This is a genomic window from Leptothoe sp. LEGE 181152 (assembly GCF_032906605.1).
In the GTDB taxonomy this organism is placed as follows: Bacteria; Cyanobacteriota; Cyanobacteriia; order Phormidesmidales; family Phormidesmidaceae; genus Leptothoe; species Leptothoe turfae.
Genome location: NZ_JASATU010000017.1, coordinates 124,297 through 138,219 on the forward strand (window position 1 = coordinate 124,297; position 13,923 = coordinate 138,219).

11 protein-coding genes are annotated in these 13,923 nt (G+C 47.6%); 7 read left to right on the forward strand and 4 right to left on the reverse strand.

The features are described 5' to 3' along the window. Positions 1–51 precede the first annotated feature (51 nt). The 3 genes from QGP82_RS08855 to QGP82_RS08865 all read left to right on the forward strand — a co-directional run bounded on the left by QGP82_RS08855 (position 52) and on the right by QGP82_RS08865 (position 3,791). Entirely contained in the window at positions 52–1,377 is a 1,326-nt protein-coding gene (locus tag QGP82_RS08855; RefSeq protein ID WP_163664166.1) for a PhoH family protein, read from the forward strand. A 98-nt stretch (positions 1,378–1,475) separates the two neighbouring features. After that, complete coding sequence (locus QGP82_RS08860) at positions 1,476–2,141, forward strand: hypothetical protein (RefSeq protein ID WP_163664164.1); 666 nt, start codon at positions 1,476–1,478, stop codon at positions 2,139–2,141. A gap of 120 nt (positions 2,142–2,261) precedes the next feature. After that, positions 2,262–3,791 (forward strand): ArnT family glycosyltransferase, encoded by a 1,530-nt coding sequence (locus QGP82_RS08865; RefSeq protein WP_499058472.1) that lies wholly within the window; start codon positions 2,262–2,264, stop codon positions 3,789–3,791. Positions 3,792–3,893: 102 nt separating this feature from the next. On the opposite strand, the gene QGP82_RS08870 is transcribed toward QGP82_RS08865, so the two are convergent. Further along, positions 3,894–4,559: a YdcF family protein gene (locus tag QGP82_RS08870; protein ID WP_499058476.1), complete on the reverse strand. Its 666-nt coding sequence runs from the start codon at positions 4,557–4,559 to the stop codon at positions 3,894–3,896. 447 nt (positions 4,560–5,006) lie between these two features. On the opposite strand from QGP82_RS08870, the gene QGP82_RS08875 reads away from it, so the two are divergent. Then, on the forward strand, positions 5,007–6,332 hold the full coding sequence (locus tag QGP82_RS08875; RefSeq protein WP_163664161.1) for a S41 family peptidase: 1,326 nt from the start codon (positions 5,007–5,009) through the stop codon (positions 6,330–6,332). Positions 6,333–6,440: 108 nt separating this feature from the next. Here QGP82_RS08875 and ribBA read toward each other — a convergent pair whose 3' ends face one another. The 3 genes from ribBA to psaM all read right to left on the reverse strand — a co-directional run bounded on the left by ribBA (position 6,441) and on the right by psaM (position 9,017). Continuing rightward, on the reverse strand, positions 6,441–8,189 hold the full coding sequence (gene ribBA, locus QGP82_RS08880; protein ID WP_499058478.1) for a bifunctional 3,4-dihydroxy-2-butanone-4-phosphate synthase/GTP cyclohydrolase II: 1,749 nt from the start codon (positions 8,187–8,189) through the stop codon (positions 6,441–6,443). A 76-nt stretch (positions 8,190–8,265) separates the two neighbouring features. Beyond that, a complete protein-coding gene (locus QGP82_RS08885) occupies positions 8,266–8,616 on the reverse strand; it encodes a slr1601 family putative cell division protein (RefSeq protein ID WP_163664158.1) in 351 nt (116 codons plus the stop codon). A gap of 305 nt (positions 8,617–8,921) precedes the next feature. Continuing rightward, positions 8,922–9,017, reverse strand: coding sequence for a photosystem I reaction center subunit XII (psaM, locus tag QGP82_RS08890; RefSeq protein WP_006514064.1), 96 nt, complete (start codon positions 9,015–9,017; stop codon positions 8,922–8,924). Between the two features lie 469 nt (positions 9,018–9,486). Between psaM and phoU the strand changes: the two genes are divergently transcribed. The 3 genes from phoU (at position 9,487) to QGP82_RS08905 (ending at position 13,868) form a co-directional block, all read left to right on the forward strand. Then, the gene (phoU, locus tag QGP82_RS08895) at positions 9,487–10,209 is read left to right on the forward strand and encodes a phosphate signaling complex protein PhoU (RefSeq protein WP_163664156.1); all 723 of its coding nucleotides are present in this window, start codon (positions 9,487–9,489) and stop codon (positions 10,207–10,209) included. 583 nt (positions 10,210–10,792) lie between these two features. Beyond that, positions 10,793–13,192: a ribonuclease R family protein gene (locus tag QGP82_RS08900; protein ID WP_163664154.1), complete on the forward strand. Its 2,400-nt coding sequence runs from the start codon at positions 10,793–10,795 to the stop codon at positions 13,190–13,192. A gap of 7 nt (positions 13,193–13,199) precedes the next feature. Then, positions 13,200–13,868 carry a flavin prenyltransferase UbiX gene (locus tag QGP82_RS08905; RefSeq protein WP_163664152.1) on the forward strand — a complete coding sequence of 223 codons (669 nt, stop codon included), beginning with the start codon at positions 13,200–13,202 and terminating at the stop codon, positions 13,866–13,868. Positions 13,869–13,923 lie beyond the last annotated feature (55 nt).

A 13,923-nucleotide genomic window follows, 5' to 3' on the forward strand; every position in this document is an offset into this window, starting at 1 on the left:
AAGTTCCTGTCCAATCTGGATTTTAAGGAACTTCAAGGGTGATTCTTATTTATGAAAAAGACGTTTGTCCTCGATACTAATGTGCTGTTGCACGATCCTAAAGCCATCTATCGTTTCGAGGAAAACGACGTCATCTTACCCATTGCCATCGTTGAAGAACTCGATCGGTTTAAAAAGTCCCTGGATGAAACTGGCCGTAATGCTCGTCAAGTGTCTCGTACCTTAGACAAACTGCGCGGGCAGGGTAGCCTTACTGAAGGGATCTTTTTGGAAGGGGACGGTACTCTCAAGGTCTCTTTGTGTCATCAAGAAACTCTCTCTTCATTGCCCCTAGAACTTGAAGGCGATAAGGCCGACAATGAGATCTTAGCCGTTGCCCTAGAGCACAAACAAACCTGTCAATGCCCTGTGGTTTTGGTCAGTAAAGATGCCAACCTTCGCATTAAAGCCGATACCTTAGGTCTGGCTGCCGAAGATTATGAAACCGACAAAATTGATATTGACGATCTGTATTCTGGGACAGGGGAGCTACTGGTTGATGCAGAACAACTGAGCCAACTGTTTCGTGGTGGAACGTTGGAATTAGATGGCAAGTTCTATCCTAACCAGTCTCTCACCCTTGTGGATGTTAACAATCCAGCCCACACTGCACTGGCCATGGTGGAAGGGGAATCAGGACGTATTGTTCCCTTGCCAAAAGTGCCCTATGCCGGAATCTCTCAAGTACATCCCCGTAACCGAGAACAAAAGTTTGCATTAAACTTGTTACTAAATGACACTATCCCTCTGGTTACTTTAGTAGGTAAAGCCGGTACGGGTAAAACTCTGTTGGCCATTGCGGCAGGTGTTCAAAAAGTATCGGAGGAGAGATCCTACAGTCGGTTGTTAATATCTCGCCCAGTGGTACCCATGGGACGAGATATTGGTTATTTGCCTGGGGATATTAACGAGAAACTGACGCCTTGGATGCAGCCGTTGTACGATAACTTTGATCTAATTTTTGGCACTCAAGATCCGGTTGGTCAACCCGCCCATTGGCGCAGGGGACATGAAGAACTCATGGAAATGGGCCTATTGCAAATCGAAGCATTGACCTACATTCGCGGACGAACGTTACCGAAACAGTTTTTGATTGTTGATGAGGCTCAAAATCTGACTCCCCACGAAGTTAAGACTATTTTGACCCGTGCAGGAGAGGGCACCAAAATTGTTTTGACGGGTGACACAGCACAAATCGACAATCCCTATGTGGATGCCGCTAGTAATGGTTTAGCTTATGTGGTAGAGCGGTTCAAGCATGAGCCTTTAGCGGGTCATATTTTGCTAACCCGGGGTGAGCGCTCAGCGTTAGCAGAGAGATCTACGGAATTATTGTAGGGGTGTCCCATGGGACACCCCTACAATAATTCCCGACAATGGTGGGTAGCCAGTTGGGAAAGCTAGAATGAATTTGTTTGATCAGCGTTCAATCAACCATGGCTATTCAGCAGGGCGACTATGAAAATCTGCTTGCAAGGTGCAGCAACTACCGAGGGGCATTAGCCATGCTCAAGCAGTATCGCCCCTATCTAGAAATGTTGCCCAGCATGCGCCGCCCCCAGGAAAGCATTGTCACGATTCCCTTACCTAATATTAGTATTCGACGCGCTATTGAGAGTCCCGTCGGCCCCTTGAATAAACGCCGAGAGGTGGTCACGTTACCCTGCGATTTGGCCATCCTCATGTGTGACCCTGAATGGAAAATCAAAACTGGTGTGGATGTGCTTCTTTTTATTCACCGTCCAGATGAAGATTTTTCGGAACTGTTATCTCGGTGGCGACAAACCCAGATATTGCTGTCGGAAAACTATGAATGGCTCATGCCAGCACGGCATGAACATCTGATGAATGAGGGCTCAGAGCAGCCCTATCCGCTGTTTGTTACCTTTCCCAAAACCCCAGAGCGCATCATCCGTGGATTAAAGGGTGCAGAATTACCTGTAATTATCTATACCCCAACCCTGTGGAGCGATCCAGAAGAACGTTCAGAGCTGGTAATTTCACCCCAGTTCGAGTCTGAGGAGCTGATTGACGACGGAGACGAAGCCCTGCGGGATTGGGGCATTGATATTGAAGCGGCGGATGATGGGGTGGAACCCTAGGAACGACCCGTAAAATCGAGTGTGAGACCATAGCAAAGAAGAGTAAGGGAGGACAGGTGCCCTAGAATATTCTGGTGCGCACATTTGAGTAAGCGCTTCAGTGGCTTCCCGGAGGGTATTTTGAGTTTTAAATTAAAAGGCTCACTGCAGTCCCATCCTATTTTGAAGGCACCCTGGCTTTTGAAAGCCCCCTGGCTTTTGAAAGCCCCCTGGCTGTGGCTAATGTTACTAGCCCATATTGTTTATTGGCTGACGGCGTTTCCCAATCCCGATGAGGCTTACTACTGGCTGTGGGGTCAGCGTTTAGATTGGTCCTACTACGACCATCCACCGTTCCATGCCTGGGTGCAGGGGCTTTTTTCTTATTTAGGACATTCCCAATTTGTGTTGCGGCTACCCACAGTGCTAAGTAATGGGTTATTTTTCTGGGCTTATTATCAAATTACTCGTTATATCTATGGCAGACGCTTCTATACCCCATGGGTTGTTACCATCCTGTGCTGTTGGAGTAGTCCGCTTTATTTTTTATTTTTAACATTGGCCTGGCACGATCAGTGGCTAATTGCATTCTCTCTACTATCGGCCTACTGGTTTGTACGATTTTTAGATGGGGTGTGGTTAACGGGGCAGGGCAACAGCAGATATCTCTATGGAGGAGCTGCTGCCTTAGGGTTGGCCGGTTTGTGTAAATATACGGCTGTATTTGTGGGCATAACGGTTCTGGGTACGATTGTCAGTCAGCCCAAACTCCGCTGGCTTTTGCGGGATGGGCGACTGTACGGGGCAGTTGCGATCGCATCTCTTTTCAGCCTACCGATTTTAATTTGGAATTTTCAAAACGACTGGCTGTCGTTTCAGTATTACCTCACCCGCAGCGTTGACAGTGGCGGTGGTCCCACGTTGCGGGCCGATGCCGTTTTGTTTTTTTGGCTAACAGCGGCGCTGATTTTATCACCCCCTTTAGTTTGGGCCATGGTACGGTCTGTGATGCGCAAACGTCCCTTAAATTCTCCTACCTATCGCATCATAGCCTTAGGATTATTCCTCACATCAACAGGAACGCTTTCCTTAGTGGGGCTGTTTTCCACTGCGCTCTACTACTGGAATATTTTGGCCTACCTGCTATTGATACCGCTAGTCCCCACCTTTTTCCTTGATACGAATCTTGAAATCCTGCGTCATCGAGACTGGCTCAATGGCATGCAAATTTTAGGAGTAGTTGTCGCCTGGCTACTGGTGATTAACTATTGTCTGTTACCAGTAACTGCTCTATTTGGCCCAGACGGCGATCCCGATGGGCGTATGTCGTTTGGATGGCACCAGGTAGCAGCGGTTGTCGAAGACTATGCCCCCCAGCACAATTTATTGTTGACGACCGACTACCGCTCTGCCTCTGCCCTGGCCTATGCGCTTAATGACGATCGTGTTTTAGCCATATCTGATCGCATCGATCAGTTTGATGTTTGGGCTAGCAAACGAGCTTTGATTGGCCAATCGGCCCTGGTTGTAGCCGACGACTGGCATCCCTTTGGTGCAGGACCGCTGACGCTAGCGTCTAACTGGGAACAAGTAGCGACAATTCCAGTACAGCGGTTTGGGGTGAAGATTAAGGACTATTACTTATATTCAGGTGTGGTGGAGAGTTATTAGGTCTTAGGTATTGGATATTAGGTCTTAGGCGTTTACTAGTGCGTACCCCTTAAAAAGCAACTCACTAATAACCAATAACCAATAAAAAAACTCAAAATTCCTTCAACTTCCCTCAATCCCCGCCTGATGCTCACACTTAAACCCCTTTTGCCGCCACTGCTCTAAGTTCACTGCGGTCAGAGGGGTTAACCGATGGCAGGTAGGCCTATGGACTTGAGCGACGAATCCCCACAGCAAACTGCGGCTGATATCAAGGGTACTTTTCAGCGTCGTTTCTTGATTGCCAGGGATGCCAATTTCATCCACAATCAGGGGCTCGACCCAAATTCCCTGGGCTCCAAACAAAATACGGGCCAGGGTGACAGCTCGAAATGTGTGGCTGCCAGAGGTAACTAGAGTGACATGACGAGCTCCCCAGCGCTCTAGAATAGGGACAGAATAAACAAAATTACCAAAGGTAGACTCAGCACAGTTCTCTAGCCAAACCTGATTTAGAGACGCCGTTGCTTGCTCAAATAGCAAACGAATGCAGGGGTCAGCAGAACCGGCAGATACCAAAATGGGTATCTCGGTTGAAAAGGTACTAGCTAGCTGAGCCATGTACATTTCTCGGCGAATGCTACCGCCTAAAACCAGGTAAGCATCTGTGGGGCGCTGGCTGGCTGGCCATAGACTACTGAAGGCAATCAATGTAGCAATCGTAACTGCCACTAATAATCCCAGTCCGACGTGCCTTAAACGTCGTTTTAACGTCTTGGCCTTTGACATAGTAGATAGCTCTCGCTGCAGGCTTCAGTAAATATACTCCTGTAATTCCCCGGTCCAAAGCATACTCTGTAGATGGACTATGAGTCTTTGAGGACGTAGTATTTAGATAATTTGATTGGTCTAGTTAAAATCTTTAGCAAAACCTTTCAGATATCACTGTTTCTGCCCATAACAAAAGTAAGGTTTGAATAAAGATACTGCAGTTTTACGTAATTGACCTGTTTCGTGCGCTAGATTTAAGTCCAGTATTTATGCTGAAAAACTCAGTACGTAAGGGGCTGATTCTAAACGGTTGGTTACTTTACGTTAATATTGCAAATTTGTAGCTGCATAATTTGAAAATTTATTTTTGTTAGCGTTCATTTTGATCCTGGGCTAATCTACTCCTCCGTTTAGATTCTTACATTGCTTGCAAACATCTCATTACCCCCTGCCGCAACTGTTTCAATGAAAACCACATTAGAGTTACTTCGGTCGACTGGCGCGATCGCAACAGTTATTCTAGCACCCGCATTTTTTACCTCATTTCCAGCTGAGGCGGCATTTACGGATGGACCTAAGACGATTCTTGACGAAGCGTGGCAGATTGTATATCGCGAGTACGTTGACGATTCCTTTAATCGCACCGATTGGGTTGAGGTTCGTCAGGAGCTGCTAGGACAAAACTACACGTCACGCCAAGCCGCTTACACAGAGTTACGTCGGGCCCTACGCCGCCTGGATGATCCCTACACGCGTTTCCTAAGCCCTAATCAATATGCTGAGCTCACTGAGCAAACTTCTGGTGAGGTCTCTGGCATTGGTATCCGCTTGAATCGTGATAACGAGGCTGGGGCCATCGTGGTTACTGATGTTGTGGCAGGTTCCCCAGCTGAGCAAGCAGGGCTGAAGGTTGGAGATCACATTTTAGTGATAGATGGACGGGCCACCGACCTGCTGAGTGCAGAGCGGACGTCCCAACTGCTGCGAGGAGATGCAGACACCCAGGTTACGCTGACCATCGAACGCAATAGCGAATCTCAGACATTGGTGCTTTCTCGGGCTCGAGTAGAAATCCAAACGGTTAATGCCAAGCTAGAAAATCAGAACAATATCAATGTGGGCTACATTCGTCTGGATGAGTTCAATGCCCATGCTGCAGAACAGATGCAAGCGGCTATTGCTGAGCTGAGTGAGCAGGGAGCCGAGGCGTTTGTGTTAGACCTGCGGGATAATCCCGGTGGCCTGCTACAGGCGAGTATTGATATTTCTCGTATGTGGTTGCGGCGTGGCCCCATTGTGCGCACCGTGGATCGCAGCGGCGACAGTGAAGCAATTTCGGCAAACCGAACTCATCTGACTGAGTTACCTTTGGCGGTTTTAGTCAATGGAGAATCGGCCAGCTCCAGTGAAATTGTCACCGGAGCACTGGGGGATAATGATCGTGCCATTGTGGTAGGCAGTCCCACATTTGGTAAAGCCCTGGTTCAATCTTTGCACGGTCTTTCTGATGGGTCTGGAGTGGCTGTCACTGTGGCCCATTACTTTACACCCAATGGTACCGATATCAGTAGTCGAGGCATTACCCCTGATATTCAAGTAGACCTGTCCTCCGATGAACGTAGTACCTTAACCAGAAACCCTGATTTGATGGGTACCGCAAGGGATCCACAATTTGCTGAAGCGGTATCTGCCCTGGTGCCAGAAGTGGCTGCTGCCAAACGTCGCCAGCAGCTTTCTACGGTGTCTTCCCCGGTACCACGGGTGCCCCAATTGGGGCGACGCATGCCTTAGGCGACGTACGCCTTAGCGACGCACGCTCTAGCGACGCAGCCACATCAATAAAACGGTTGAGACGATCCACAAAGATGCAGAGGCGTTCCATGGAACGCCTCTGCATCTTTAATCATTAACGCTGTGGCGAGAAAAGCTGTAGATCCTTTGCGTGCTGAGCTGTTCACCAATGACATCGGGGGACTGCCAACTAAATATCTGTCGATCTAACCCTACCTGCAGTGTGGTGAATGGGTCACTGCCATTGGCAATAAGCAGGTCTAGCTCTTCTAGATCGGACCACTGAATGAGCTGTTCCAGTAAGGTTGCGATCGCACCACGATATTGATGATCAGGCTGTTGATACCAGTTGCTAACCACCGGTTCCGCCAGTCCCAGGTTAATAATCAGGGCTTGGGGACTAAACAGTGAAACCGCAATGGAACGAGCCTCTTCCTGCAACAGCAGACCTGAATTATGGGCTAGCTGCCGCAGAGAATTTACTTTTTCATGGCGCTCAGCTGAGGGCAACGGTTGTGCCCAGTGGAGAGCCAGGGTCCCTAAATACGACCGTAGAAGCAAATGGCCTAATTTTTGAGCCTTCGTAGAAAGATAGTCTAAGTTGTACGTGTTGGCCTCGATCAGCAATGGCAGCCGGTCCACCATCTCTAGGCCATAGCCCTTAAGACCGGCAATCTTACGGGGATTGTTAGTAATCAACTTAAACTGATGGACCCCAAGATCGTTCAAGATTTGAGCACCAATGCCGTAATTCCGCTGATCCGCAGGTAGTCCCAATTTTTCATTGGCCTCAACGGTGTCAAAGCCCATATCCTGCAAAGAATAGGCCTTGAGCTTATTGACTAAACCAATACCCCGCCCTTCTTGACGCAGATAGACCACAATACCGGTCTCTGCATTCTCAATCATTTTCAACGCTGTCTGTAGCTGTAGCTGACAGTCACACCGCAACGAACCCAGAGCATCCCCCGTCAAGCATTCTGAATGGACCCGCACCATGACAGGTTGAGTCCCAAAGGTGTCTGGGTTGCCCTTAACAATGGCCACATGCTCGGAATTATCCAGCAAATTACGATAGGCATAGATTTGAAACTTCCCAAACTGGGTGGGTAAATCAGCCACCGCTTCTCGCTTAACCAACCGTTCGTGACGCAGACGATAGCTAATTAAATCGGCAATGCTAATCAGTTTCAGGCTATGGTTTTTAGCATAATCAATTAGTTCTGGCAGTCGTGCCATGGACCCGTCAGCGTTCTGAATCTCACAGATAACGCTTGCAGGGTAAAGTCTTGCCAGTTTGGATAAATCCACCCCAGCTTCTGTGTGGCCTGCCCGCTTGAGGACGCCGCCTTCTTTAGCTCGCAGGGGAAAAATATGTCCCGGTCGGCGTAAATCTTGAGGCTTGGCCTCTGGATTGATGGCAACTTGAATGGTACGCGCCCGATCTTCTGCCGAAATACCTGTGGTTACGCCCCAGCTCAAACTAGCGTCAATGCTGATGGTAAAAGCCGTTTGCTCATTTTCATCTTCAAACCCATTGCCACTGACCATCAATGGCAGATCGAGCTCATCCAGGCGATCGCCCGTCATGGCAAGGCAAATCAAACCCCGAGCTTCAACAGCCATAAAATTGATCATATCGGGGGTGGCAAACTGAGCTGCACAAACCACATCCCCCTCGTTTTCGCGATTCTCATCATCGACGACAACAATCGCTTTACCTGCAGCCAAATCTGCCAGAGCTGCATCGACGCTGTCAAACTGAAATTCCGCCAGTTTCTGGTCTATGGTCTGACTGGCTGCTTGACTGGCGTCCGAATTGGATGGAAAAGAAAATGGATTAACGTTGGCAACCACGGATTCCGCCTATTGACTGTCAATTGACTGCCCATAGATTGTAGTGCGTTATTTCCTAGATTGCTGAAGATAGCCGTTAGGGAGATGATGGCTGAGAATTTTGGAGAGGATCGATCAGAACAATTGAGTGTCGGCTAGGATCCTCTTGGCCACTTTGTTCGCGCATGATGCGGCTCGATTGTTCCGGATCAAAATTATGGCTAAAGTCCTGCCATATACCCGCATGTTCTCTCTCTAAAGAGAGAATAGAGTGGTTGAGTTGCTCTAGCTCAACTTTTTGCTGACGATAGTAGGGAAACAACTTAGCAATGGTAGATGTGGCAACCACTGCCAGCAGAATATTGACGGTGAGCTTTACCGTAGACTCCAAAACCAGCGATTGGCGAGCTTTGCCCCTGATAACCATTGGTTTTGCCCGTCGAGTCATTGATATACATCCCCAGCACGTTGTTCAGCTTGACCATATTATGGGGCTATTGTTTCATTTGCACCACAAATTCATCTTTTTGCGATAATTTTCCTTTGATTGTCAGGGAACGCCCTACAAAATAGCCCCAGGCATAGTCTGCCCGAGGCCACTATAAACATTGCTCTAAAGGATTGGTTATTACGCCCACAAGGCTCAGAAGGAAACTGGTGCTTCAATCTATGGCCCAAAGCAAAACACTAAGGCCCAAAGCAAATGACTTGCAGGGCCGCTTGAAATCAGTCAGACGTACTTCTGACGTGCTTCTACTTATAGAGTTCGGTGCCAAGACGAAGGGCCAAAACACCGGGAATTAAAGCAATCAGCAAAGCGATGATGATTTGAGTGTCAGATAAAGCCATAGAGTGCCAAGTTCCTTACTAAATATTAACTACTATGCTCTTAGAGAATTGTTGACTAAAATTGGCGCAATCAGACGCTTCGCAGTTAATCTGTTACAGTCTTTAACAACTGATTATCAAACGTATTCTGTGCTAAGCCTTGACTAACAAGAGATTTGTAACTGTCAAGGGAGCTATCTGTATGAAGATAAGCACTTTATAAAGCTTCATAGCTGTTTATATATCGATGTTTATATACGGTGAGCGGGCGGGTGTTACACCCTATCGGGTGGTGCTAGAAATTAGTCATACATTGACAGGCTTCATAAACTTCTCAAACTATCTTAAAAATAGTGATTTGCCTGAATTAGAATGTAGCTTTGACAACACCCCTATCAATAACGAATGCGCTATCACTACTAGACATCACCATTGAATAAAATCAACCGTTTAAGAACTGCCTTCAGTGCAGTTACTTTTGTATTAAGCGATGAATACAGCCTCCTCTGACGTCGAAAGCATTAATCCGACTGTATCAAACAATATCGAGCAACCCCTGAATGTGTCTCCAACATTTCGTTCAGCTTTAGATCTTAAGTTGACCAGGCTTCAGAGGGATGTGCTGCGTATGGGGGCTTTAGTGGAAAGTTCTTGCTTGTTGGCCAGGGAAGCACTATGCGATCGCAACATTGATGCCGCAAAAAACCTGAAGAAGCACGATAAACAAGTTGACTATCTCTACCGACAAATTGAAGTAGATTGTATCAACCTGATCACTCTAGAATCCCCTGTTACCAGGGATGTGCGTCTGGTCAGTGCGTTGATGCAAATGATTCGAGATTTAGAACGCATCGGTGACTATGCCAAGGATATTGGTGAGGTATCCCTAAAACTATTTCCCTATCCTCCCCACGACGCTATAGAGCAGATTCAGGTGATGTTGGATCGGTGTCGCTCAATGGTTGCCTTGAGTTTATTATCGCTGTCAGAGCTTGATGTAGACGCTGGCCGAGAAATTAAAGAAAAGGATGACGTTGTCGATGATGACTACGAACGTCTCTTTGATCTTTTAGTTCAATCTCCTACCGCTGCTAGTAATGTTGAGCCCACAGTCCTGTTAGTCTTGGTTATTCGTTATCTAGAACGCATTGCCGACCACGCAACAAATATTGGTCGGCGAGTCGTGTTTGTGGTCACTGGAGAACGACATTAGGAGTAAGCCATAAATACTTCCAAAAATAAATGGTGAAGAGACGGTCCATGGAATGTCTGTACATCCAAAAATTGGAAGTTAATTTATTTTGATGCCTGAGTGCATGAGAATAGGGGTTGGGAAGTAGAGTTTCCTGAATGGCGAAGAGGTCAGGAGCATTCCCCCTATTGCCTACTCCCCCACCCCCTATCGCTAAGTCTCTTGCCAAAATAAATAAATTATTTGAAACATATTTGACATAATGGTCACTTTAAGGAAAACTTATACCGTTCATATGCTAATTTTCTTGAGCGTGCTCGAATAGGTACGATTTAGATGGCATACCATACTGTATAGCGGTAGTTCGGAGTGATTTTTCAGGGATGCGTCTTGGGGGAGTGCCCTCGTACCTTGTAAATTTGCTGGTTGCTAGATGGTCTGGTCGTCATACTAACGTTCTTCAGGGCAACGTTTGTCATTGGCGTTTGGGTGTTGTGAAGGATGCAGCTTTTGGAGGTTTCTTAGGAAGCAACGCGTTCTATGCCCAGTCTCTGGCCAAGAAACCAGTGGCATGTCTCAACTAATGCGTAGGATTCATCGCTACATGAATTTTTCAATTGCTTCCCTGCTGGCTAATTTCTCAAACGATAAGCTCGTTACGACTAAGACCCTCGAAAAAAAGCTCAATTGTGCTGACGACGACCAGGTTAAGGATCTGGGCATTGCCCTAGACGCATTGGAACGCATTGGTGTACTGGAAAAGGAGCGTGGCAAATACCGCCGTATTCATCAAGATGGGGTGATTGAAGGTAAGCTGCGCTGTTCTAGTAAGGGGTTTTGTTTCGCTATTCAAGATGAGGAAGAAGCCGACGATATCTATGTAAGAGAAGCCCATCTTCACCATGCTTGGAATGGGGATCGAGTCTTGGTGAAGGTGACCAAGGAAGGCAATCGACGTCGGAGTCCTGAAGGCGAAGTGCAATTGATTTTGGAGCGAGCAAATTCTTCCGTGCTGGCGCGAATTAAAGAGCCTGAAGAGGGTGATCGTCTACAAGCGGTGCCTCTAGACGATCGATTGCTATTTCAGCTCGATCTCAAAAATCAAGATAACGACGAATTAAATCAATCAGATTTGCAGTCAGCCATAGACCACCTGGTTCATGTAGAGATTTTGCGTTATCCCATTGGGCAATATTTACCCCAAGGTAAAGTGGCTCAAATTTTGGGTAGCGATGCCGAAGCGGCAGCTGATATCGATATTGTTTACTGTAAACACGATCTGCCCCGAGCGTTTCCTGAGGAAGTCATGATGGCGGCTAAAGCGCTGCCCAATCGGGTGCGCAAAGCTGATATCAAAAAACGCATTGACCTGCGTGACCAGCCCACCGTCAGTATTGATGCGGATGGTGCCCAGGTGATTGATGATGCCCTCACCCTGGAGCCGCTAGATGATGGTAATTGGCTATTAGGAATTCACGTAGCAGACGTTTCATACTACGTACCATCCAACAGTCCCATTGACCAAGAAGCCTATCGCCGTGGGACTTCCGTATATTTGGCGGATTCACCGGTGCCGTTGCTGCCACCCCCGTTATCCACATCGTTGTGTGCACTGCTGGCAGATAAGGAGCGCCTGACTATTTCGGTTATGGTCATTCTCTCGTCCGAAGGTGAGGTTTTGGCCTATGAGGTACAACCCTCCGTCATTTGTAACGATCATCAGCTGAATTATTATCAGGCCCAGGCCATACTGGCACGGGACGACAAGGATGCGATGGAAGCCCTGTCGTTTAAAAAACGTGATTTGACTAAGTTCAAAGAGAGCTTTGAACTCATTGATCAGCTGTTTGAAGTGAGTAAACTTCTACAGGAACAACGTAATCAGCGTGGCTCCTTTGACTTAAATTTACCTGACCATGTCTTTCCTGAAGAAGCAGGAGAAGAACTTTCCCATTATCTCTCTCCTAAATTTCAACATGATGATGAGGGTGGTCTCGGAGTCATGGTGGTTTCGGATTTGTTGCCTGCGCGACGTATTGTTACTGAATGTATGTTGCTAGCAAATCAGCTAGTGGCCAAGCATCTAAAAGAGTTAGGTGTGCCAGCTATTTATCGTCTCCATGGCACCCCTGACCCTGGCGATGTGCAAGAGCTGATTAAGCTAGCCAATAACATGGGACTCAATCTACAGCTGGAAGATGAGGAGTCTGTTTCACCCAAGGATTATTTAGGATTTGTTCAACAGTTTAGCCAGTCTAAGGCTGAAAAAGTACTCACCTATTTGCTGTTGTCGACTTTAAAGCCAGCTTCCTACAATAGCCATTCCGATGGTCATTTTGGTCTGGCGTTAGAAGATGGGTACACCCACTTTGCTTCTCCTGTTAGACGTTATCCCGATTTATTGGTACATCGGTTGCTCCATGCGGTGTTTGATGAGGGTCGAGATCGCAAGACCACCCGTTCCAGAGACCGGGTGGATTTACGCAGCAGCAGCAGCCATGGCAATGTGAGCTGGAGCGTACTGCCACCCGATATTCACAACGAGTTTGAAGAACTCTTCACCCATACAACCACCCATCTGACGGAGCGAGAGCGTCTGGCTCAGGAAGCTGAGTCTGATTTAGAAGGCCTTAAAAAAGCTGCCTTTATGCAAGCCCATACGGGTGAGGTTTTCCATGGCTTAATTACAGGTGTTCAATCCTATGGTTTCTTCGTGGAATTAGAGGAACTTCTGGTAGAAGGGCTGGTGCATGTTAGCTCTCTTAAGGATGATTGGTATGAATATCGTTCTCGTCAACAAAAGCTCATGGGTCGTAAAAATCGCCAGCAATATCGTTTAGGCGATCGGGTGGAAGTTCAGGTGAAGAGCGTAGACTACTACCGTCAGCAGATTGATTTAGTGGCTGTAGGTGGTGGTAGTGAAGCCATTGATGACGATGACGATGATATCAAAGATGTCGAGTCCATGAATGGTGATGACATCTTTGATGACGGAGAAGAGTAGCTTAGTGATGCCACAAGATGCACAGGCCGCATCCGCTTTTCCGTCATCTCGTCCCCTGGTTTTAGGCATAACCGGAGCCTCTGGTTTAATCTACGCCGTACGAGCTATCAAACATTTACTCACAGCAGGCTACCCCATAGATTTAGTAGCCTCCAAAGCTGTTTATATGGTTTGGCAGGCTGAGGAACAGGTGCGTTTACCCGGGGATTTAGATCAACAGGCCCTGTTTTGGCGAGAGCGGGCCGGGGTGCCAACGGCGGGTACTCTACGGTGCCATACCTGGAGCAATGTGGGAGCGAGCATTGCCAGCGGGTCGTTTAAGACTCTGGGTATGGTGATTATGCCCTGTAGCATGAGCACCGTCGGAAAATTGGCGGCAGGCTTAAGTTCTGACTTGCTAGAGCGAGCTGCCGATGTGCAACTCAAGGAAGGTAAGCCGTTAGTGTTGGTGCCCCGTGAAACCCCCCTAAGCTTAATTCATCTACGTAATTTAACGACCTTGGCTGAAGCGGGCGCTAAAATTGTCCCAGCGATTCCAGCCTGGTACCATCAGCCCCAGACCATTGATGATCTGGTGGATTTTGTTGTTGCTCGGGCTCTGGACCAGTTGGATATTGACTGTGTGCAATTAAATCGCTGGAAAGGGCACGGTCAAGAGACTCAGGTGAATGGCTAAGGATTAGTTTTGAGTGATAGGGGTAACTTTTAATTCAAAACTCAGGGCTCAAAAC

Excerpts from the sequence above, each read along its gene's own strand:
- QGP82_RS08875 (WP_163664161.1), top strand. The coding sequence starts at position 5,007 with ATGAAAACCACATTAGAGTTACTTCGGTCGACTGGCGCGATCGCAACA.
- QGP82_RS08885 (WP_163664158.1), bottom strand. The coding sequence starts at position 8,616 with ATGACTCGACGGGCAAAACCAATGGTTATCAGGGGCAAAGCTCGCCAA.
- QGP82_RS08855 (WP_163664166.1), top strand. The coding sequence starts at position 52 with ATGAAAAAGACGTTTGTCCTCGATACTAATGTGCTGTTGCACGATCCT.
- QGP82_RS08870 (WP_499058476.1), bottom strand. The coding sequence starts at position 4,559 with ATGTCAAAGGCCAAGACGTTAAAACGACGTTTAAGGCACGTCGGACTG.
- QGP82_RS08905 (WP_163664152.1), top strand. The coding sequence starts at position 13,200 with ATGCCACAAGATGCACAGGCCGCATCCGCTTTTCCGTCATCTCGTCCC.
- psaM (WP_006514064.1), bottom strand. The coding sequence starts at position 9,017 with ATGGCTTTATCTGACACTCAAATCATCATCGCTTTGCTGATTGCTTTA.
- QGP82_RS08860 (WP_163664164.1), top strand. The coding sequence starts at position 1,476 with ATGGCTATTCAGCAGGGCGACTATGAAAATCTGCTTGCAAGGTGCAGC.
- QGP82_RS08900 (WP_163664154.1), top strand. The coding sequence starts at position 10,793 with ATGAATTTTTCAATTGCTTCCCTGCTGGCTAATTTCTCAAACGATAAG.
- phoU (WP_163664156.1), top strand. The coding sequence starts at position 9,487 with ATGAATACAGCCTCCTCTGACGTCGAAAGCATTAATCCGACTGTATCA.